Here is a 20,142-nt window from a genome sequence, read left to right on the forward strand (position 1 = left end):
CCCCGCGGGACTCACTCGCCCTGCGGGGCCTGCTGGGCCTGCTGCTCCGCGATGGACTTGCGGACCTCGTCCATGTCCAGCTTCCGGGCCTGTCCGATGACGTCCGTCAGGGCGGCCTCGGGCAGTGCTCCGGGCTGGGCGAAGATCGCGACCTGGTCGCGGACGATCATCAGCGTCGGGATCGACTGGATGTCGAAGGCGGCGGCCAGCTCGGGCTGCGCCTCCGTGTCGACCTTCGCGAACACCAGGTCAGGGTTGGCCTCCGCGGCCTTCTCGTAGACCGGGGCGAACTGACGGCACGGCCCGCACCAGGAGGCCCAGAAGTCGATCAGGACGAACTCGTTGTCCGTGACCGTCTGGTCGAAGTTCTCCTTGGTCAGCTCCATCGTGCTGCTCATGGCGTGGCTACCTCTTCCTGATGTCGGGCCTCGGGCCTCGGACGAAGCCGGTGTGCACAACGCAGCCCCTGGGCGGCGTATTCCGCGCGCGTACCCGTGTGGCCACCACGCACACCAACAACCAGACTGGGGCCATGACGGAAACGGAATCCATCACTTACGACGTCGTGGTGCTCGGGGCCGGGCCCGTGGGGGAGAACGTCGCCGACCGCGCCCGCGCGGCCGGCCTCTCCACCGCGGTCGTGGAGAGCGAGCTGGTCGGCGGCGAGTGCTCGTACTGGGCCTGCATGCCCAGCAAAGCCCTCCTGCGCCCGGTCATCGCCCGCGCCGACGCCCGCCACGTACCCGGCCTCAGCCAGGCGGTACAGGGCCCCCTCGACGTCCCCGCGGTCCTCGCCCACCGCGACTACTACACCTCCCAATGGAAGGACGACGGACAGGTCGACTGGCTGAACAGCATCGGTGCAGTCCTCCACCGCGGCCACGGCCGCCTGGCAGGACCGCGCAAGGTGAGCGTCGACGGTCCCGACGGCGAGCGGCAGGTGCTCACCGCCCGGCACGCGGTCGCCGTCTGCACCGGCACCCGCGCCCTGCTCCCCGACCTGCCGGGGCTCGACCAGGTCCGGCCCTGGACCAGCCGTGAGGCCACCAGCGCGCACGAGGTGCCGGGCCGGCTCATCGTGGTGGGGGGCGGTGTCGTCGCCGTCGAGATGGCCACGGCCTGGCAGGCGTTCGGCTCCCAGGTCACCGTCCTCGTCCGAGGCAAGGGGCTGCTGCCCCGCATGGAGCCCTTCGCCGGTGAGCTGGTCGCCGAGTCGCTGAAGGAGGCCGGCGCGGACGTCCGCACCGGCACCTCGGTGACCGCGGTGACGCGCGAGGGCTCCACGGTGGTGGCCCTCACGAACACCGGCGACCGCATCGAGGCCGACGAGATCCTCTTCGCCACCGGGCGCGTGCCTCGCACCGAAGACCTCGGCCTCGACACGATCGGGCTTGAGCCGGGCTCCTGGTTCGACGTCGACGACAGCCTGCGCGTGACCGGCAGCGACTGGCTGTACGCGGTCGGCGACGTGAACCACCGCGCACTCCTCACCCACCAGGGCAAGTACCAGGCCCGGATCGCGGGCGCCGCCATCGCCGCCCGTGCCGCCGGGGTGCCCCTCCTGGAGACGGACCCCTGGGGCGCACACTCGGCGACCGCCGACCACGGGGCCGTCCCCCAGGTCGTCTTCACCGACCCCGAGGCCGCGGCCGTCGGTCTCTCCCTCGCCGAGGCCGAGCGCGCGGGCCTGCGCGTCCGCGCCGTCGACGTCGACATGTCCTCCGTGGCGGGCGCGGGCCTGTACGCGAACGGCTACCGCGGCAAGGCCCGCATGGTCGTCGACACCAACCGCGAGATCCTGGTGGGCCTCACCCTGGTCGGACCCGGCGTCGGCGAACTCATCCACTCGGCGACGATCGCCATCGCCGGCGAGGTCCCGATCAGCCGCCTGTGGCACGCGGTCCCGTCGTACCCGACGGTGAGCGAGGTATGGCTGCGGCTACTGGAGAGGTACCGGGACGCGTAGCCGACGGCCGCGAGGGTTCAACCGTTCGGCGCCCGCCGCTCGGGTCACGGCGGTTCAGTGTCGGGCCGTCCGGGCTTGCCGGGTCGGGTCCCGTCGGTCGGGTGCCGGGGGCTGGATCCCGACGGTCTCGGGTCCGGCCGTCCGGGACCGACCGGCCGGGTCCGGTCGTTCGGGCTCCGTGCCGGGGTGGGGTGGGTCGTGATGTTCCGGGGCCGTTCGCGTACGTCGCCGCCGACCTGACGCCGACCTGACGTCACCGGCCCGACCGTCTGGGTCGGCAGGGCCGACGCCCGACGCCGGGCTCGGGGGGCGTCCCGCCTCTCCGTCAGGCCGGCGTCGCCCGGACCGCCTGGCGGTGAGCGGTGAGCGGTGAGCGGTGGGCGGGCCGCCCGTACGGCGGCCCCCGTCGCTCCCGCTGCGGGACCCCCTTCGCCGGAGGCCCCACGGCACGCGCCTCAGTCGGGCAGGGCGAAGCCCAGGGTCGCCGCGGCCTCCGCCGGCGTCGGCTGCGTCCAGCGCTCCGCCATCGCCTGGTTGGAAGACAGCGAGCGCAACTCCGCACGGTCGAGGTAGAGCACGCCGTCCAGGTGGTCCGTCTCGTGCTGGACGATCCGCGCGGGCCACCCCGTGAAGACCTCGTCGACCGCGCGGCCCCGCTCGTCCCGCGCCGTCAGCCGGACCTCGGCGTGCCGGGCCACCACGGCCTGCCACCCCGGCACGCTCAGGCACCCCTCGAAGAACACGGCCCGCCCCGCGCCGACCCCCTCGTACGACGGATTCACCAGCACCCGGAACGGCTGCGGCACCCGCCCGCGCACCACCCGCACCTCCTCGGAGACCGGCGCCGGATCCTCGATGACCGCGATCCGCAGTGGCACGCCGACCTGCGGTGCCGCGAGACCGACGCCCGGCGCCGCGTGCATGGTGGCGCGGAGGGCGGCGACGAAGCGGGTCAGGAGTCCCGCGTCGAGCTGGCCGTCGAAGGGCTCGGCGGGGCGGCGCAGCACCGGGTCCCCGGCGGAGACGATGGGCAACGGGCCTTCATGGGCGAGGAGTTCCTCGACCAGGTCGCTCAGGGAGCGGGAGGCGCTGGGGTCACGTTCGGATGCCATCGCGCCAGGATGCCAAGACGGATCGCGCCAAGCGAGGCGGCGCCAGGCGCGTCTCCCAGGTCCCCGTACGTCCATGCGTGTGACTCAGGCCACATGACACCCCGGGAACTCGACACCCCCGTGCCCCGACTTCTGGACCACCACGGACCAATAGCAGGGCGAGAGCCCAACTCCCCGGCCCACGGCCCGAGTCCGTCCCCGTCCCCGTTCCCTCGCGTCCCCGTCCGCATCCCCACCCCGTCCCACCGGAGAAGCCCGCCCATGTCCACCGCTCCCACGACCACGACGGACGAGTCCCCCGAAGCCGTCGCCCCGGCCCCTTCCAGAAAGGCCGCCCTGCGCCCCCTGATCCTGCGCCTGCACTTCTACGCCGGAATACTCGTCGCCCCGTTCCTACTGGTCGCGGCTCTGACCGGCTTCCTCTACGCCGCCTCGTACCAGGCCGAGAAGATCGTGTACGCCCATGAACTGAACATCCCGGTGGGCGACCACAAACTGCCGCTGTCCGAGCAGGTGGCCGCCGCCCGCAAGGCCCACCCGCAGGGCACGGTCTCCGCCGTACGACCGTCGCCGGAGGCGGACGCGACGACCAGGGTGCTGCTCTCCGGCGTCCCGGGTGTCGGCGAGGGGCACACCCTCGCGGTGTTCGTCGACCCGTACACCGCGAAGGTGCGAGGAGCGCTGGAGCAGTACGGCTCCACCGGCGCGCTCCCGCTGCGCACCTGGATCGACGAGCTCCACCGTGATCTGCACCTCGGCGAGAACGGCCGCCTCTACAGCGAACTCGCCGCGAGCTGGCTGTGGGTGATCGCGGGCGGCGGGCTGGTGCTGTGGTTCACCAGGCGGCGCGCCCAGCGCAAGGTGCGGGGCGTGTCCGGGCGCCGCCGCACCCTCGGGCTGCACGGCACCGTCGGCGTGTGGGCGGCGGCCGGGTTCTTCTTCCTCTCGGCGACCGGTCTGACCTGGTCGACCTACGCCGGCGCCAACATCGACGAGCTCAGGACCTCGCTCGGCCAGGCGACCCCCGCGGTGTCCGCGTCGGTGGCGGCCGGCGGCGAGCACGCGGGCCACACCGGCATGGGCTCCGGCGGCACCACGGCCACCACCACGCCCCAGGACCTCGACAAGATCCTCGCCGCCGCCCGTGCCGAGGGCCTCGGCGACCCCGTCGAGATCGTCGTACCCGCCGACGCCTCCACCGCGTACGTGGTCAAACAGATCCAGCGCAGCTGGCCCGAGAAGCAGGACTCCGTGGCCGTGGACCCGACGACCGGCAAGGTCACCGACGAACTCCGCTTCGCCGACTACCCGCTGCTCGCCAAGCTGACCCGCTGGGGCATCGACGCACACAGCGGCGTCCTCTTCGGCCTCGTCAACCAGATCGCCCTGATGGCCCTCGCGCTCTGCCTGGTCCTGCTGATCGTGTGGGGCTACCGCATGTGGTGGCAGCGCGGCCGCGCCTCCGCGTTCGGCCGCCCCATCCCGCGCGGCGCCTGGCAGCAGGTCCCGCCGCCGATCCTCGTCCCGCTCATGGCGGCCGTCGCCGTGCTCGGCTACTTCGTCCCGCTGCTCGGTATCCCGCTCGCGCTGTTCGTCGCCGTGGACGTCGTCCTCGGCGAGATCGCGTACCGCCGTGGCAAGCGCACTCATGGAGGCCAGGTAGCGTGATCGGGTAGAGGAACGCCGGAGGGAGACGGACATGGCGCAGCGCGACCGCGAGGACCCGCACCGGCCTTCCAGGCGCCGCGGGCAGGGCGAGTTGGAGAGCCAGGTGCTCGGCGCGCTGCGCGAGGCCGAGGCCCCGGTGACCGCCGCCTGGGTGCAGGAACGTCTCGGCGGCGACCTTGCCTACACCACCGTCGTCACCATCCTGACCCGGCTGCTCGCCAAGAACGCGGTGGCCCGCGAACGACGCGGACGCTCCTTCGTATGGCGGCCCACCGCCGACGTCGCGGGCCTGGCCGCGCTCAAGATGCGCCGGCTCCTCGACGGCGAGAGCGATCGAGAGGCCGTCCTCGCCAGCTTCGTCACCGCGCTGCCGCCGGACGACGAACAGGTCCTGCGCGCGCTCCTGGAGGCGGCCCAGGCGACGGACGGGACCGATGTGACGGATGAGGTCGATGTGACGGATGGGACCGACGGGGCGCCCGGCGATACGGAAGACTGACGTCGCATGGGGGTCTTCGTCTTTCTGCCGCTCGTCCTGCCACTCAGTGCCTGGCCGGTGGCGCGCCTCGCCGAACTGCGGCTGCATCCGCGGACGGCCACCCGGCTGCTGACGGCGGTCGCCACCGTCATGGCCCTGTGCAGCACGCTCTGCCTGGCCCTGCTGATGGTCGTCGGGACCGCGCAACTGCCCGGCAACCCGCTCCCGGACGGCTGGTCCGACCCCGAGGTCCGCGCGGCCGTCCCGCACGACGAGATCGCGGGGAAGGCGGCGATCCCGGCCCTGATCCTGGTCCTCGCGATCTGCGCGCGCACCCTCTGGCGCCACCGCCGGGTCGCCCGCGGAGCGCGCCGGGCACTCGCCGGACTGCCCACCCGTTCCGTGGTCGTACTCCCCGAGGAGAAGCCCTACGCCTACGCGCTCCCCGGCGGACCCCGCGACCGTGTGGTGGTCACCACGGCCCTGCTGCGCGGCCTCACCTCACCGGAGCGCCGGGCCGTGTTCGCGCACGAGCGGGCCCATCTGACGGCCGGTCACCACCGTCACCTGCTCGCCGTACGACTGGCGGCGCGCGCCAACCCGTTCCTGCGACCGCTGCGTACGACCGTCGTCTACACCACGGAGCGATGGGCGGACGAGGACGCGGCCCGGTCGGTCGGCAACCGCACGGTGGTGGCCCGCGCGATCGGCAAGGCGGCCCTGCTGTCGGGCGGGGGCCCGGCGCCGGCGTTCGCCGCGTTCACCGGCTTCGTGGGATTCGCATCCGCGGGTCCGGTGCCGCGCCGGGTCGCCGCCCTGCTGCGGCCCGCGCCGCTGGCCCGCAGCTGGCCGTCCGTGTTCACGTCCGTGGGGCTGGCCGCCTGGGGCGCCGCGGTCGGTACGCTCGTCTCCGCGATGTCATCGGCGAACTCGGCCGTGACGATGGTCCTGATCCTGCACGCGGCCACGCCCCTGTAGCCAGGGGACCGCTCCTCGGGGTTCCTACACTCGTGTAGAAAGAACCTCCGTCGCAGGGGAACTCGTTTGCGAACAGAATCGTTTCCCAGGGCACAGACCGACCCAGAGGAGCGTTTCCTTGTCCGCCAGACCGACGGACCCCCCGGGACACAGTCCCGAACCACCCCGCCCGATTTTCCTTGATCACGGCACACGGCGGGGTGGTGTTCGATGAGTGCCGCACTCGGCCTGCTGGCCGTCCTCGTGCTGACGGCCGGCACCGGCTATTTCGTCGCCCAGGAGTTCGCGTACGTCGCCGCCGACCGCCTCGCCCTCGCGCGGGAAGCGGCGGCGGGCGACCGACGGGCCACCCGCGCCCTGAAGGTGCTGGAGCGGCTGTCGTTCATGCTGTCGGGCGCCCAGCTCGGTATCACGGTGACCGGTCTGGTCGTCGGGTTCCTGGCCGAGCCGTCCGTGTCCGCCCTGCTCGAGCCCGTTCTCATCGCCATCGGCATCGCGGACGGCGCGGTCACCGGCATCTCGGTCGTCCTCGCCTTCGTGTTCGCGACCGTGCTCCAGATGGTGCTGGGCGAACTCGCCCCCAAGAACCTGGCCCTGGCCGTCCCGGAGCGCCTCGCGAAGGCCCTGGCGAGCTCCACGCTCGGGTATCTGAAGGTCGTCGGCCCGGTCGTACGACTTTTCGACGGCGCCGCCAACAGGCTGCTGCGCAAGGTCGGAATCGAGCCCGTCGAGGAACTCCACCACGGCGCGCCCCTCGAAGAGCTCGGCCATCTCATCGGAGAGTCGCACGAGCACGGACAGTTGCCGCGGGAGACCGCCGATCTCCTCGACCACGCCCTGGAGTTCTCCGACCGCACCCTCGACGAGGTGATGGTGCCGCGCGCCGACGCCGTCTTCGTCCGCAGGGACGCGACGGCCACGGAGGCCGTCCAGCTGATCGCCAAGCACGGACACTCCAACTACCCCGTCCTCGGCGACCACCCGGACGACATCACCGCCGTTCTCGGGGTACGCGAACTGATGCGGCTGCCCGCCGACCGGCTCACCCGGACGACGGCCGGCGCGCTCGGGCGGGGACCGCTGCTGCTGCCCGACACCCTGCCGCTGCCCGAGGCCGTGGCTCAGATGCGGGCGTACGACGACGAGTTCGCCGTCGTCCTCGACGAGCACGGGGGCGTGGCGGGCATCGTCACCTACGAGGACATCGCCGAGGAACTCGTCGGCGACATCGCGGACGAGACCGACACCGTCAAGGTGATCGCGGTCGCCGACGGCGCGGGCTGGCTCGTGGACGCCGGCCGCCGACTGGACGAGGTCGCCGAGGTGACGGGCATCGACCTGCCCGAGGAGGACGACTACGACACGGTGGCGGGGCTGATCGTCGACCGTCTCGGCCGCTTTCCGGCCATCGGGGACCGCGTCGTCGTCGAACTGTCCGACGGGGGCCGCGTCTCGATCGACGTACGGGCCCTGGACCGCCACGTACCGGAACGGGTCCGCCTGGAGCGCCTGCCGACGACGGTCCGTACGGTCCGTACGGTCCGTACGGACGGCGTGGACGGTGCGGAGCGTATCCACCGTGTGGACAGCGCGGAGGAGCAGGCATGAGCATCTCGATGGCGCTCTTCGTGACCGTACTGCTGCTGATCGGCAGCGGGTTCTTCGTGGCCGCCGAGTTCGCGCTGGTCGCCGCCAAGCGGCACCGGCTGGAACAGGCCGCGGCGGCCGGGCAACGCGGTGCCGGGGCCGCGCTGGCCGGGATGCGCGAGCTGTCCCTCATGCTCGCCGGAGCCCAACTCGGCATCACCGTCTGCACGCTGGGTCTGGGCTCGGTGTCCAAGCCCGCGATCTCGCACGAACTCGACCCGTTGCTGCACAAGGCGGGCCTGCCGAGCGGCCTGAGTTACGGCGTGTCCTTCGCGCTCGCCATGTTCGTCGTCGTCTTCCTGCACATGGTGGTCGGCGAGATGGCCCCCAAGTCCTGGGCCATCGGGCATCCCGAGCGTTCCGCCATGCTGCTCACCCCACCCTTCCGTGCCCTGACCCGGGGGGTGCGCCCGCTGATCGTGGGGCTGAACAGGGTGAGCAACGCGCTGGTCCGGCTCTGCCGGGTCACCCCGCGCGACGAGCTGGCCTCGGTCCACAACCGCGAGCAACTCACCCATCTCGTCGAGGAGTCGGAGCGGCTCGGCCTGATCAGCAAGGAGGACTCCGAGCTGATCACCAGCTCGCTCACCGAACCGCAGCACCCGGTAGGGGACCTCCAGATCCCCGCCGACCGGATCACCTCGGTCCCCGCCGACGCTGCGATCGACGTCGTACTCGGCGTCGCCGGGGACAGCGACCGCACCCGCCTGCTGGTCCGCGACGGAGTCACGGTCCTCGGCTCGGTGCACGCCCGTGACGCCCTGGTCGCCCGCGCCCAGGGCCCGGCCGCGCTCGCCCGCGACCTGGCCCGCCCCGTCCCGGAGCTGTCACCGCACGACACGGTCGCGCACGCCGTCGAACAACTCCGCCTGCACCGCGCCTCCCTCGCCGTCGTACGCGACGACGCGGGTCGGCTGACCGGCCTGGTCAGCCTGGACGACCTGCTGGCACGGCTGTTGGAGCCGCGCGCGGCGTGACACGACGAAGGGGCCGGGTGCCGTCGCTGTGGCCGGTCACCTCGATGACCGGCCACAGCGCTGAGGCGCCCAGCCTCTTCGTCCTGCTCTCAGAGAGATTCACGCTCTCGGGAGACGTTCACGTCCTGAGCGGGCGTTCACACCTGCTCGAAGTCACCGGCGAGCGCGGAAGCGATGCGCAGGTGCGACTCGGCCTCGTCGTGACGACCCTGGCGCTGGAGCGTGCGACCGAGCATCAGCCGGGCGTAGTGCTCCACCGGGTCACGCTCGACGAGTGCGCGCAACTCGGTCTCCGCGCGGCGCAGTTGTGCCGAGTGGTAGTACGCGCGGGCCAGCAGCAGACGCGGTCCGGTCTGCTCCGGCACCTCATCCACAAGGCCGCCCAGAACCCGCGCCGCACCGGCGTAGTCCTTGGCGTCGAAGAACAGCTGCGCCCGCTCCCAGCGCTCCGCGGCCGTCCCCTGGTCGTAGTACTTCGTGTCCACTACTGGCCTCCTTCGACTGGCAGAACCTCACCAGGTGGTTGAATATTCCACCACCTTCGCCGGGGGCGTCACGCGCCGGCCAGTACCGCGTTGGCCCGCTCCGTCAGCAGAGTCAGCACACGCCCTGCCGTCGCCAGGTCCTCGGCCGGGATGTCCGCGTACAGCCGGGCCGCGATCTCGTTCCCGCCCGTGCGGATCTCCTCGAACACCTCACGGCCGTGCTCGGTGAGCGACACCAGCTCGGCGTCCGTCTCCGTCAGCAGCTTGAGGGCCGTCATCTCCTCGACGGTCTCCTCGGCCGCCGACTCCTCGATCTTCAGTGCCCCGGTCAGCCGGCCCACGAGCCGGCCGCGCTCGAGGGTGCCGCCCTGGTCCGAGACGGCCCGCAGTGCCACCGACTGGTTGAAGTTGCTTCCGACACGCGCCAGCACGGTCTCCAGGGCCGCGCGGCTCGCGTAGTGGGCCAGTCCTATGACCTGGCCGTTGACCGGGGGAGTGGGAATGCTCATGGCTACTCCTAGTCAGGATGTGAAGAGAGAGGTGTGTCGAGAGGTACTTCGAGAGGTACGTCGAGCAGGGTCGCCAGCTCGCGGTTGAACGCTTGGGTGCGTTCGCTGCCGAGCCCGCCGAGCGGTTCGAGGAGCTGATCCAGCAACCCCTGGATGACCCGGATCGCGCGGCGCGCGACCTCGCGCCCGTCCTGTGTGAGTGACAACCGGATCGCGCGGGGGTCGGCGGGGTCCCGCGTCCGGTCGATGACACCCGCCGCCTCCAGGGCGCGGGCCAGCTTCGAGACGTAGAGCGGTTCGAGTCCGGTGTGATCGGCGAGCTCACGCTGGCTGGGCCGCCGCCCGGCCCTGTCCATCCCGTACAGCGACGCGACCAGCGAGTACTGCGCGTGGGTCAGACCGAGCGGGGCGACCGCCCGATCGACGGCCACACGCCACTTCATGGACAGGCGCCAGACGAGGAAACCGGGGGTCGCGTGCTCGGGTGTCGAACTCATGAGAAAAACCATACATGGCTACTATGTCCATGGCTACTATTTCTTGGCGTCCCCGACCAACGCCCTACCGGCGTCCGTCGTTGGTCCTAGGGCCGCACCGGTCGTGACCCGAGTACCCCCTCCGGGGGAGTGCGGGGAGCCCGTGCGAGGGGGACGGCCTGACGGACGGTCCCCGACGGGGCTAGGTTGGGCGCCATGAGCAATCTTGATCGCGAGGCAGTTCCCGCGCTGTGCGGTGGCCGCGGTTTTGTGGTGGCCGAGCCGGTGCGTGAACTCCTCAGTCCCCGTCGGGTCAAGCTCGGCGAGTCCACCGAAGTCCGCCGCCTGCTGCCCAACTTGGGACGCCGCATGATCGGCGCGTGGTGCTTCGTCGATCACTACGGGCCCGACGACATCGCCGACGAGCCCGGTATGCAGGTCCCGCCGCACCCGCACATGGGACTCCAGACCGTCAGCTGGCTGCACGAGGGTGAGGTGCTGCACCGCGACTCCACGGGCAGCCTGCAGACGATCCGTCCGCGCGAACTGGGTCTCATGACCTCGGGGAGGGCCATCAGCCACTCCGAGGAGAGCCCCAAGTCGCACGCACGCTTCCTGCACGGCGCGCAGCTGTGGGTCGCCCTCCCCGACAGTCACCGCCACACCGACCCGCACTTCGAGCACCACGCCGAGCTGCCCCTCGTCACGGCCCCCGGTCTCGAGGCCAGGCTCATCCTGGGCACCGTCGACGGCACGACCTCGCCCGGTACGACGTACACCCCGATCGTCGGCGCCGACCTGTCTCTGGCACACGGCGCCGACGTACGACTCCCGCTGGAGCCCGACTTCGAGTACGCCGTCCTGTCCATGTCCGGCGAGGCGCATGTCGACGGCGTACCGGTGCTCCCGGGCTCCATGCTCTACCTCGGCTGCGGCCGCACTGAACTCCCCCTGCGCGCCGAGTCGGACGCGTCCCTCATGCTCCTGGGCGGCGAGCCGTTCGAGGAGGAGCTGGTCATGTGGTGGAACTTCATCGGACGGTCCACCGAGGACATCGCACAGGCCCGTTCGGACTGGATGACGGGCTCCCGATTCGGTGAGGTGGTGGGGTACGACGGGGCTCCACTGCGCGCTCCCGAGCTCCCGCCCGTACCACTGAAACCGCGCGGAAGGGTGCGCTGACCTGGGGTTCCAGCTCTAGTGCAGGCCTCTCATGGGATGCGGCCGTCCGCGCTCGACACCCCGTTCTCCCGAGGGGCCGATCGATCCTGCGAAGTCCGTCGACGGACAACGCTGCGTTCTCATGTCTGGCCATCTGTAGGCGGGTTTATTCAGCCTAATGCTGACCCAATGCTGACTTTCCTGACGGAGCGTCAGTGTCATGGCGCTGGTGTCGCAGCTGTTGGAGCGCCCGCCCCGGAGCTGCTGCTCGCGTGTAGGCAAGGCCGATGCTGACTTCGGTGACTTGCGCTGGGGCACGGGTCCCTAAGTACCCGGGCGACGAAGGGGAGGAGAAGTCCGTGACGAGAGGGCTTTTGTGGGAATCCCCCAATGCCCCGGCGTGCCGCTGCTGCCGTACTCACCCCTTGGGCGGACCGTTATGGGGAGGGTGTGGCTGCAGCGACGGGTCTCGGAAGCGGCTTGTCGGCAAGCCAGGCTCTGCTTCAGAACGGGTGAACGGCAGCCAGCAGGTTCTTCGTCTGCTGGTGGTACAGAGGCAGCGCGTCGCTGACCAGCGCAAACAGTGCCCGTCTCGGCTTTGACGGGATTGCTGGCCCGGGATTGGTCCGGATCTTGGCCGATGCGATCCCTCGGACTGGGTGGCCGCCCGGTGCCACTCAGCGGTCGGAGCCGGGAAGAGGGGGGTGCCGCCTACTGCGTCCGCTCGCACTCTGGTGTGACATGGTCGTCGGCCTATACTGCCCTGCACGCCGAATCCCGCACGCTGCTGGCGTAGAGCGATAGTCCGCTCGCCGTGGCCGCGTGTGGTGGTGGCCATCCGTCGTGAGCTATGACGGTCCCACATGGCACATGTCGTAGAAACCGTCCAAGGGCGTCCAGTTGATCCATAACGGGGGCGTAAGTCCAGGTCAGAACCCTGCGACGCGTGAGCGTCCATGGGGCTCGTGACAGGGAAGTGACAGAAAACGCGCTGCGGGACCCCCGCGAGCTAGCCCGGCCGAGGGTCCGGTCGCGTACTGCGGCCTGCTACCCATTCCTTGCGACCGTGGCCCCGGGTGTGGCCGTAGAACGGCGATGACCTGCTCCCTGAGCAGGGTGCGAAGGCGCTCGTGGATGGGCTGGTTCTTCTGCTCGGCGTGCAGGGACCATCGATGGTGCGGAGAGTCGGCCGTTTCCCCAACGGCGAGGGTCGATGCCTCCATCGGCGCTTCTTCTGCAGGTACCGTCACTCTCGCTTCTAGTCCCGGCAGGGCACGTACCTGTACGAGTCCCTGGACCTGCCTGCCCGGCGCAGGGTTGCCGCTGCGTACCGATCCGGGCTGGTTGCCCCTCTTAACCGTTCTTCGGCCTCACGTCGTGACCAGGCTGGCGCCGTACACCTGCCGAATGCGTGGGGCAAGGCCGCCAGAGACCGACATCCGTCCCTCGGCCTAGCGTCCTGGCGGGCTCGGCCCGGCAGATCCTCTGCCGGGACCTGCCCCAGGACGACCCTGAATTGATCCGCCACGGGCCCTGAAAACGAGACGGGCCCGAGCTGACCGAAGCCGACTCGGGCGCTGAGGGGTACCTCCGGCTACCCGCACCGTGGGCCGTGTGCCTCCTGATCCCGATCCCAGGGGATCGGTGACGGCATAGCAGGCCGGGTGGGGCGATTACCAGTAGTGGCGTCGACCGGCGACGGCGTGTCCCATCCCGCCGACGATCCACAGGATGGCTCCGATGACCGCCAGGATGATCCCGATGGTCCACAGGATGGATATCCCGGTGACGAAGCCGACGACGAGCAGAATGATGCCCAGGATGATCATGGTTTCTCCATGGGGGAGTGGTGCCGGCGCCCCGGCGAACGGCGAGAGACCGCAAGGGGGTGGACACGGGGATCGGTGGTTTCCTTTCTTACTCCGTACGGTGCGGTTTGTGGCCGGCGGCCTCCAGCGGTCCACGGTTCTGTCGATCAGCCGGCGGGCATTTCGTTGGCCGTGATCCCGTCTGACGCCCACCATTTCTTGTGGAGCCTCCTCGCCGGGGGGGCGGTGTCAGGAACGGGAGGGCTGTGCCCGGCCGCCATCGGTAAGCAACTCGTCGAACAGCGCGCGGTAGTGCACCATGGCACCCCGCAGTTGCTCGGTCGTCGCCCGGCTGCGGTCGCTGAGGGACTCCACCTCATGCGCGGCGCGGTAGTGCTCGAGGGTGCGCCCGTGCTCCACCGAGAGGTCCTTCATCTGCTGCTCGAACCCCTCGGTCGGGTAGCCGCGGTCGTGCATCAGGGAGGTCACCAGCCGGTCCGCGTCGTGCACCGCGTCCTGCGGCCGGTCCACGAACTCCTCCTGGACACTGCTCCATTCCCGTGTGTAGCGGTCACGCGAGACCGGGGGGAGCGGTTTGATATCCAGTGCATCGTGCCGCTTCTCGCGTTCCCTGAGTTCACGTTCCGCGGTCCGCCGGCCGTCGGACTCCTCGACGGTCCGTTCGTACTCCGGGCCGAAGCGATCACGGAGGTGACGGCGTCGCCTCATGAGTGAGACCGCGACAGTGGCCAAGGCGAGCACCACCACGATCGCAATGATGATTGCCAAAAGCGTTCCCGTAGACATGGGCACAGGCTCCTTGTGGGAAGGTGAGATACCTCCTTCAAGTTCCCGTTTATCAGATATTCACCCTTTCTGTGACGATCGATGCGTCGGGCGACCGGCGCCACGGGTGTCCAACCGGCCCCGCCGCCGTCTTGGGGTGGCCCCGGGGCGTCGCATGAAGATGATCAGTGCGATGCGTGCGTGGCGAACGGGCTGTGACGTGGGCGACGAGACCGGACGGCGTCAGGGCACGCGCACGGCAAGCACGACGACGTCGTCCCCAGGATGTGGGTCTGCCAGTCGCTTGCTGATCCGGCGGACCAGGTGGGGCAGCGAGCCGTCCCCATGGCGGGCCAGCAGGGCGACGAGTTCCGCGATGGCGGTGTCGATGTCGTGGCTGGGGCGCTCGATGCCCATCACGGTCGCGGCGTGCATGTGGTGGCCGGTGATGTCGCCCACCGTGATCATGAGGGAGGCTGGTCCGCCGGACGGGGCGGACGGCAGGTGATAGGCGTCGTATCAGTCCCCGCCGATCATGTTGTCGTTCGCGGACGGTTGATACAGGGCGCTGATCTCGACATGGTCGGCCAGGGGGAGATCGGTGAGCATGGCTTCCTGCAGCTGCCGGGCGACCGAGATCCGCTCGTCCAGGTAGAGGGCGCGCTCCACCGCCTGCGCGATGTAGCCGGACGCGGCGGTGAGCGTGACCCGCTCGGTGATACTCACCTCGTGCGGCTTGATCCAGCAGATCGTGAGGACTCCGAGCAGGGTGCGGCTGCCCCAGAGCGGCAGGCACAGCACCGTGCTGAAGCCCATACGGTCGAAGACGCCGACCGCCTCGGGGCTGTAGCCGGCGACGAGTGCCTGGCGGTCGGCTACGAACACCGTGCGGCCTTCGCAGAAGGCCCGGGCGCTCGGGAACGCAGCGTCCTGCCGAGCAGTATGCGCTGCGACCACCAGAAGAACAGGACGGCGCTCAGCGGTGCGGCGAACGCGTCGGCCAAGGACTCGGGTCGCAGCGTGGTGGTGGCGGAGGTGAAGAGGTAGCCGATGAGTACGCCGAGCCACACCACCTGGCGCCACCTGGCCCACCAGCGGGCCGGGGGCAAGTCCCAGACCTTTTCATAGCCGGACTGCACCGCTGCCCCGAAGGTCAGGCCGAATGCGGCGAGGACGGCAATTCCGAACGCGGTCGTGGTCCGCAGAGCCTGACTGGGGCGGGTGAACAACTGCTCCACATGTTCCCTGGAGGTCGTCGACACGCCGAGTCCTTCCCCCAGCCACTGCGCGAATACCCGCCCATGCTCTGGATCGGCCGAGGAGACAATAGTCAGCAGCGGCACCAGCGTGAGGAACCCCAGCGCCGCGAAGCCCAGCGAACGCTGCCCCAACTGCAGATTGCTGCTCCGCCGCCATCCGCGTCCGACTGGTGAATGGCCGAGTAGGCGGCCCAGCCGTTCGAATAGAGAGGAACGGCCTGCGGCACTCGGGGTCTTCTTCGGCATACCTGTCGACTACCACGGTCGATATCGGCGCCCCGCGAGGGCGCGACGCACAGCTTCCCGAACGGCTCAGGAGAAGGCCGTGATCCAGGAAGCCGATATCCGTGAGTGGTGCACCACAACGTCGTGGATCCTAATTAGGACTCCGTTACGACCTCGTGCCACGGCCAACCGTGCACGAGGTCGTTAGGGATCGCAGAGGAACAACACGCGGGTGCGCGACGTGCTGACCTGCGAAGTCAAGTCTCAAAACCCACAAGTTATTTCTCTTCGAGCCCTTGGCCCAGGCGACCGCCGGGTCCAGAAACGCCCTCGACCGGCGCGGCGTCAGTTCCGTTCTTTCTTGGGGAAGACGTACTCGTCGAGGACCAGTCCGACGGCGACGGCCGCCGGGATGGCGACGAGGGCGCCGATGATGCCGAGGAGCGCCCCGCCGACCAGTACCGCAAGGACGGTGACCAACGGGTGGACGTCAACGGCGAACTTCATGGCCCTCGGCACGATGAGGTAGTCCTCGGCGACCCGGAAGACGACGTAGAAGACCGCGATCGCGATGGGGAGGGACACGGACAGTGCGACGAGGCTGACGATGATGCCGGCGAGAGTGGAGCCGACGATCGGGATCAGGTCCATCAGGGCGGTGAAGACGCCCAGTGCGGCGGCGTACGGGACACCGGTGGCCGCGCACCAACCGAAGGTCGCCACGTCGGCGATCCCCGAGGTGACGAGGTTGCCGAGCATGAACTTGCCTATCCGGTTCATGATCTCTTCGGCCACGCCCTCGACGCGCTCACGGCGGCTGGCCGCCACGAAGCGGTAGCAGAACTCTTTGATGGCCGGCAGCGCCGCCATGCAGTACAGGGTCACGATGATCACGATGGCCGTGGACGCGACGGTGCTCAGGACCATCTGGCCAGCGCCCAGGACGCCTCCTGCAAGGCCGGAGGCTCCGCCTCCTGAACCGATCTGTTCCTTGGCCTTCTCGACCAGGTGGAAGCGGTCCCCAGGCGGCTGATCGTGGACTGATGGTCGTGGAGCTGTTCCAACCAGCCGGGCACCGCGTCTACCAGCGCGGTGATCTCCTTGGTCACTGGCGGAATGACCAGCGCCAGGAAGCCGCCGAGTACGACGACGATGTACCCCGTCAGTACGATCGCGACGGCCCAGCCGCGCCGCAGCCCCCGGCGCGTGAACCAGACGACGAGCGGTTCCAGACTGATCGCGATGAAAACGGCCAGCAGCAGCAAGGTCAGCATCGAACTGACCCGCATGACGGTCTGCACGGCGAGCCACGCCAGGCTCGCCCCCAGCCCCAGAGCGAAACCCACCGTCACCCAGGACCGCTTGCGCCCGCCGCGTGGCTCACGGTTCGGCGGCTCCTCGCTTCCTGGGACACCCGTATGCCATCCGCCGGGCCGGGGTCGGAGCCGTTCAGGCCCGCCGCCCCGTTCAGCGCACCGTGCTCCTCCCGGACGGACTCGGGCTTGGACTGCGCAGACATCGCGATGCCTCTCCTCGACTGCCTCGTATGGGCATGGATGTCGCCGCGGGGCGCCCCTGACCACCACTCACCCTGAGGTCGTCCACGAGCAGTTGGTGCGAGACGAGGAGGGTGGCACCGTTCCCGGGTACCCAGGCACTCCGCTCGTACCGCAGACGCGCAGGGTTCGCCTGTCCAGCCGATGCGTTGAGGGCAGGTCACAACGGGGTGCGCAGTGAAGTACGGCCGTCGCGCCAGGCGGTGAGGAGGTGGTTGCCGAGCCGCTTCTCGGTCCATTCGGTGGCGTCGACACCGAAGGCGACGTCCCCGTCGAGGGCGGGCTCCGCTTCAAGGAGGCCGCCGACGACGTCCCGGCGGACGATCTGCTCGTGGACCGCGTCGGCCTCCACGTGCTCGGCGTAGAAGTGGACGGCGGCGGGGCCCGCACCGACCCGTCGCAGCCCGTGGGCGAGGCGCCGTGAGCCGGGTGACGAGGTGGTCTCCACGGCTGCGAAGTGGCCCACCAGCGCCCCGCGCAGCGCGCGGTGGAGTCCGAACAGGGACATGAGGTTGACGCTGGTCAGCATCTCCGCACCGGTCGTGTCGACGTAACGTCCGTACGCGGTGTCGAGGCCGAGGTCGTCCATCAGGTCGGCGAACAGCCGGGCGTGGATGCGCTCGGGTCGTCCGGCGCCGAACTCGTCGTACTCCACGGCGACCATCGCGGCCTTCGCGCGTCCCGTCAGTCTTGGGATGACCCAGGCGTGCGGATCGGCTTCCTTGAGGTGATAGAGGGAGCGTTGGGCCGCGTACTCGCGGAACTGCCACAACTCCCCTCGATTCTTGAGGAAGTGGGAGGGTCCGTCGCCGTCGACGGGTTCCACGAGAAGGTCCGCGAGGGCCTCGTCGGCCTTTCTCGGCGGTCCGGTCTCGGCGCGGAGCGCGGACAGGAAACTGTGCTCCATCTCCGCGCGCAGCCGCAGCAGGCCGGGCTCCCACTCCCACCCGGGGTCGACGCCGGCGAAGCTTCGGTAGTGCAGTTCGTAGCAGAGGTAGAGCGCCAGTTGCAGATCGTCCCCGTACGGGTCCGCGTGCGCTGCCGTCACCCGCTGCGGCAGCGGCGTCCCGGCGGGACGGGTCAGGGCCTGGCGGACCGTACGTGAGAGTTCACCCCTGCTTCGAGGCAGCGCGGGGCCGGTGGTGCGGTCAGGGACTGCCGGTGCAGTGGTGGTCATGTGGTCCGCCTCTTGGCTCGGGCACGGTGGCTGGTGTCGCACCAGGGGTAGGACCGGCTGCGCCGGCAGACGCAGAGCGCGACGGTGAAACGGTCCGAGCGCACGGTGCTCCCGTCGTCGAGTACGACCTCGACCGGTCCTTCGACGAGGATCGGTCCGTCGCTCGTCAGCGTGACGCGGCGGGGTTGTTCAGCGGGTCCGTTCGGCACGGATGATCACCAGCTCTTCCTTATCCTCGTCGGCGTCGACAAGTCCCCGCTCCCGCAGCCACGCCCCGCGTGAGCGGAGCACCGGACCGAACGGCACAAGACGCCGGTCGGTCACCCGGGCTTCGAGTCCCGACCGCGCCAGCGCGGCCAGGGTCGGTGCGATGCCGCACAGCGTGGAGTGCACGAGCAGCAGCACACCGCCGGGAACCAGTGACGTGTGCACGCGGCGGCAGATCCGGTCCAGCAGCAGGCGTCCGTCGGCACCCGCGTCCCACGCCACCGCGGCGCGGTGGCGGCGCGGGACGGCCCCGGGCGCCGGGACGTAGGGCGGATTGCTCACGACCAGGTCGAACCGGCGGCCGGCAACCGGGCCGAACAGATCACCGTGGAGGACTTCGACGGGCAGTCGAGCGAGCCGGGCGTTGAGCCGGGTGGCCAGGACCGCCCGGTAGGTCCTGTCGACAGCGGTGACGTGGGCGCCCCGCCGGGCGGCAGCCAGCGCGAGGGCACCGGCACCGGTTCCCATGTCCAGGACAGCGGCTCCCGCGGACAGGTGCTCCCGGTCCAGGGCCCGGATCAACAACTCGGTGTCGTGCTGGGGGGCGTACACCCGCCACGGGGCCAGCACCGAGCCGCCCTCGCTGTCGTTCTGGGTCGTCATGTCGATCACACGTACACCTCGCAGCCCGCGCCCCGAGCGTGTCACCGGACTCACCCGTCGGGTGGCTCAATGCGAGGGGGGCGCCTTACGGGCGAGCCTCGCAGAGCACACCCGACCAATGCGTCACTGCTCCGAGTGCCCGGCGAAATGGACCTCACACGGCATAGCGGACACTTTTACGATCATCCGGGCGCCGCGGCCGCGCCCGTTTATCTACCTTTCATCCCTTCTATTGCGATCGACTCAGGCGACCGGTGCCACGTGTGTGTCCCACGCGGTCCGGCGCCGTCACGGGCCCCGCCACGAAGTCCTCGGGCACCTCCATTCACGGCGAACACGCACCCAGAGGCGGAAACCGCCAGCTCAAACGGGCCATGTTCCTCTCCGCGTTCGCCGCCCTGCACGACCGCCTCCCGCACCTACTACGACAAATACCGGGCCCGCGGAAACACCCACACCCAAGCCCTCCTCCGCCGTGCCCGCCACCGCATCAGCGTGCTGTTCGCGATGCTCCGCGATGGCACCTTCTACGAACCCTGCCTCCCCGAAACAGCCGTCGCATGACCAGCCCAGGCTTGACGAAAAGCCCCCTCCCGCGACGGCGGACGAGCGGTACGGGCTAATAGCGGCTCCGTGGCCCTCGGCGGTGGGCTTGTACGACGGGTTGGTGTGCGGCTGTCACCTTCACGTCGGGGTGACCCGGGGCGGGCCCAGACCATCTGCGGGTGTATCTACATGGGGTCCATGGTTCCGCTGCCTCGCATCTGACGGGCCCGCTTGCTCGGCTGGTTCTCGATGCTCATGACCAAACCTCGGGTCGGGGGATTGCAGGGTCCTTCCCAGCCACGCAGTAGCAGGGTGCAGTCGCCACCGAAGGCAGTACGCTCCTTGCCGGGCCGGGCAGGACTCGCACCGCGGCGCCGACCGGGGCGAAGCCGGCATTGGATAATGGCCCCGAACCGGGAAGCACACGAGGGTATTTTCGCGGGCCGGGCAGCCCCGCC

General features: G+C 70.1%; 22 protein-coding genes and 1 pseudogene. 8 read left to right on the forward strand and 15 right to left on the reverse strand.

Features of this window, described 5'->3' with window-relative positions; all coding sequences use genetic code 11:
• Positions 1-11: 11 nt before the first annotated feature.
• A complete protein-coding gene (gene trxA / locus OG568_RS42515; protein ID WP_266417625.1) occupies positions 12-398 on the reverse strand; it encodes a thioredoxin in 387 nt (128 codons plus the stop codon).
• Between the two features lie 134 nt (positions 399-532).
• On the opposite strand from trxA, the gene OG568_RS42520 reads away from it, so the two are divergent.
• Positions 533-1,966: a dihydrolipoyl dehydrogenase family protein gene (locus OG568_RS42520; protein ID WP_329535380.1), complete on the forward strand. Its 1,434-nt coding sequence runs from the start codon at positions 533-535 to the stop codon at positions 1,964-1,966.
• A gap of 455 nt (positions 1,967-2,421) precedes the next feature.
• Here the strand turns inward: OG568_RS42520 and OG568_RS42525 are convergent, their stop codons facing one another.
• Positions 2,422-3,078, reverse strand: coding sequence for a peptide deformylase (locus OG568_RS42525; RefSeq protein ID WP_266580278.1), 657 nt, complete (start codon positions 3,076-3,078; stop codon positions 2,422-2,424).
• 261 nt (positions 3,079-3,339) lie between these two features.
• On the opposite strand from OG568_RS42525, the gene OG568_RS42530 reads away from it, so the two are divergent.
• The 5 genes from OG568_RS42530 (at position 3,340) to OG568_RS42550 (ending at position 8,826) form a co-directional block, all read left to right on the forward strand.
• Positions 3,340-4,746 (forward strand): PepSY-associated TM helix domain-containing protein, encoded by a 1,407-nt coding sequence (locus OG568_RS42530; RefSeq protein WP_329535381.1) that lies wholly within the window; start codon positions 3,340-3,342, stop codon positions 4,744-4,746.
• A 31-nt stretch (positions 4,747-4,777) separates the two neighbouring features.
• Entirely contained in the window at positions 4,778-5,245 is a 468-nt protein-coding gene (locus OG568_RS42535; RefSeq protein ID WP_329535382.1) for a BlaI/MecI/CopY family transcriptional regulator, read from the forward strand.
• A gap of 6 nt (positions 5,246-5,251) precedes the next feature.
• Complete coding sequence (locus OG568_RS42540; RefSeq protein ID WP_329535383.1) at positions 5,252-6,202, forward strand: M56 family metallopeptidase; 951 nt, start codon at positions 5,252-5,254, stop codon at positions 6,200-6,202.
• A 210-nt stretch (positions 6,203-6,412) separates the two neighbouring features.
• On the forward strand, positions 6,413-7,810 hold the full coding sequence (locus tag OG568_RS42545) for a hemolysin family protein (protein WP_329535384.1): 1,398 nt from the start codon (positions 6,413-6,415) through the stop codon (positions 7,808-7,810).
• Positions 7,807-8,826: a hemolysin family protein gene (locus tag OG568_RS42550; RefSeq protein WP_329535385.1), complete on the forward strand. Its 1,020-nt coding sequence runs from the start codon at positions 7,807-7,809 to the stop codon at positions 8,824-8,826. Before OG568_RS42545 ends, OG568_RS42550 begins: the two co-directional genes overlap by 4 nt.
• 137 nt (positions 8,827-8,963) lie before the next feature.
• Here the strand turns inward: OG568_RS42550 and OG568_RS42555 are convergent, their stop codons facing one another.
• The 3 genes from OG568_RS42555 to OG568_RS42565 form a co-directional block, all read right to left on the reverse strand.
• Positions 8,964-9,311, reverse strand: coding sequence for a tetratricopeptide repeat protein (locus OG568_RS42555; protein WP_060895622.1), 348 nt, complete (start codon positions 9,309-9,311; stop codon positions 8,964-8,966).
• Between the two features lie 68 nt (positions 9,312-9,379).
• Entirely contained in the window at positions 9,380-9,820 is a 441-nt protein-coding gene (locus OG568_RS42560; protein WP_329535386.1) for a MarR family winged helix-turn-helix transcriptional regulator, read from the reverse strand.
• An 8-nt stretch (positions 9,821-9,828) separates the two neighbouring features.
• Positions 9,829-10,317: a MarR family winged helix-turn-helix transcriptional regulator gene (locus tag OG568_RS42565; RefSeq protein WP_266580270.1), complete on the reverse strand. Its 489-nt coding sequence runs from the start codon at positions 10,315-10,317 to the stop codon at positions 9,829-9,831.
• Positions 10,318-10,512: 195 nt separating this feature from the next.
• On the opposite strand from OG568_RS42565, the gene OG568_RS42570 reads away from it, so the two are divergent.
• Positions 10,513-11,478, forward strand: coding sequence for a pirin family protein (locus tag OG568_RS42570; protein ID WP_329535387.1), 966 nt, complete (start codon positions 10,513-10,515; stop codon positions 11,476-11,478).
• Between the two features lie 1,652 nt (positions 11,479-13,130).
• Here OG568_RS42570 and OG568_RS42575 read toward each other — a convergent pair.
• The 10 genes from OG568_RS42575 to OG568_RS42620 all read right to left on the reverse strand — a co-directional run bounded on the left by OG568_RS42575 (position 13,131) and on the right by OG568_RS42620 (position 19,138).
• Entirely contained in the window at positions 13,131-13,286 is a 156-nt protein-coding gene (locus OG568_RS42575) for a DUF6131 family protein (RefSeq protein ID WP_266587254.1), read from the reverse strand.
• A 228-nt stretch (positions 13,287-13,514) separates the two neighbouring features.
• Positions 13,515-14,072, reverse strand: coding sequence for a hypothetical protein (locus OG568_RS42580; RefSeq protein WP_329535388.1), 558 nt, complete (start codon positions 14,070-14,072; stop codon positions 13,515-13,517).
• Positions 14,073-14,294: 222 nt separating this feature from the next.
• Positions 14,295-14,519 carry a hypothetical protein gene (locus tag OG568_RS42585; protein WP_329535389.1) on the reverse strand — a complete coding sequence of 75 codons (225 nt, stop codon included), beginning with the start codon at positions 14,517-14,519 and terminating at the stop codon, positions 14,295-14,297.
• Positions 14,520-14,570: 51 nt separating this feature from the next.
• Complete coding sequence (locus OG568_RS42590; RefSeq protein ID WP_329535390.1) at positions 14,571-15,008, reverse strand: GAF domain-containing protein; 438 nt, start codon at positions 15,006-15,008, stop codon at positions 14,571-14,573.
• Complete coding sequence (locus OG568_RS42595; protein ID WP_329536669.1) at positions 14,927-15,442, reverse strand: hypothetical protein; 516 nt, start codon at positions 15,440-15,442, stop codon at positions 14,927-14,929. Before OG568_RS42595 ends, OG568_RS42590 begins: the two co-directional genes overlap by 82 nt.
• 438 nt (positions 15,443-15,880) lie before the next feature.
• Entirely contained in the window at positions 15,881-16,462 is a 582-nt protein-coding gene (locus OG568_RS42600) for an AI-2E family transporter (protein WP_329535391.1), read from the reverse strand.
• A complete protein-coding gene (locus tag OG568_RS42605; protein ID WP_329535392.1) occupies positions 16,453-16,881 on the reverse strand; it encodes an AI-2E family transporter in 429 nt (142 codons plus the stop codon). The genes OG568_RS42600 and OG568_RS42605 overlap by 10 nt, the downstream gene beginning before the upstream one ends.
• 370 nt (positions 16,882-17,251) lie before the next feature.
• On the reverse strand, positions 17,252-18,268 hold the full coding sequence (locus OG568_RS42610; RefSeq protein WP_329535393.1) for an iron-containing redox enzyme family protein: 1,017 nt from the start codon (positions 18,266-18,268) through the stop codon (positions 17,252-17,254).
• Complete coding sequence (locus OG568_RS42615) at positions 18,265-18,477, reverse strand: CDGSH iron-sulfur domain-containing protein (protein ID WP_329535394.1); 213 nt, start codon at positions 18,475-18,477, stop codon at positions 18,265-18,267. The genes OG568_RS42610 and OG568_RS42615 overlap by 4 nt, the downstream gene beginning before the upstream one ends.
• Positions 18,458-19,138 carry a HemK2/MTQ2 family protein methyltransferase gene (locus OG568_RS42620; RefSeq protein ID WP_329536598.1) on the reverse strand — a complete coding sequence of 227 codons (681 nt, stop codon included), beginning with the start codon at positions 19,136-19,138 and terminating at the stop codon, positions 18,458-18,460. The genes OG568_RS42615 and OG568_RS42620 overlap by 20 nt, the downstream gene beginning before the upstream one ends.
• A gap of 296 nt (positions 19,139-19,434) precedes the next feature.
• On the opposite strand from OG568_RS42620, the pseudogene OG568_RS42625 reads away from it, so the two are divergent.
• Positions 19,435-19,702: pseudogene (locus OG568_RS42625) on the forward strand (IS110 family transposase); the annotation flags it as partial.
• Between the last annotated feature and the right edge of the window lie 440 nt (positions 19,703-20,142).

The organism is Streptomyces sp. NBC_01450 (assembly GCF_036227505.1).
GTDB lineage: Bacteria > Actinomycetota > Actinomycetes > Streptomycetales > Streptomycetaceae > Streptomyces.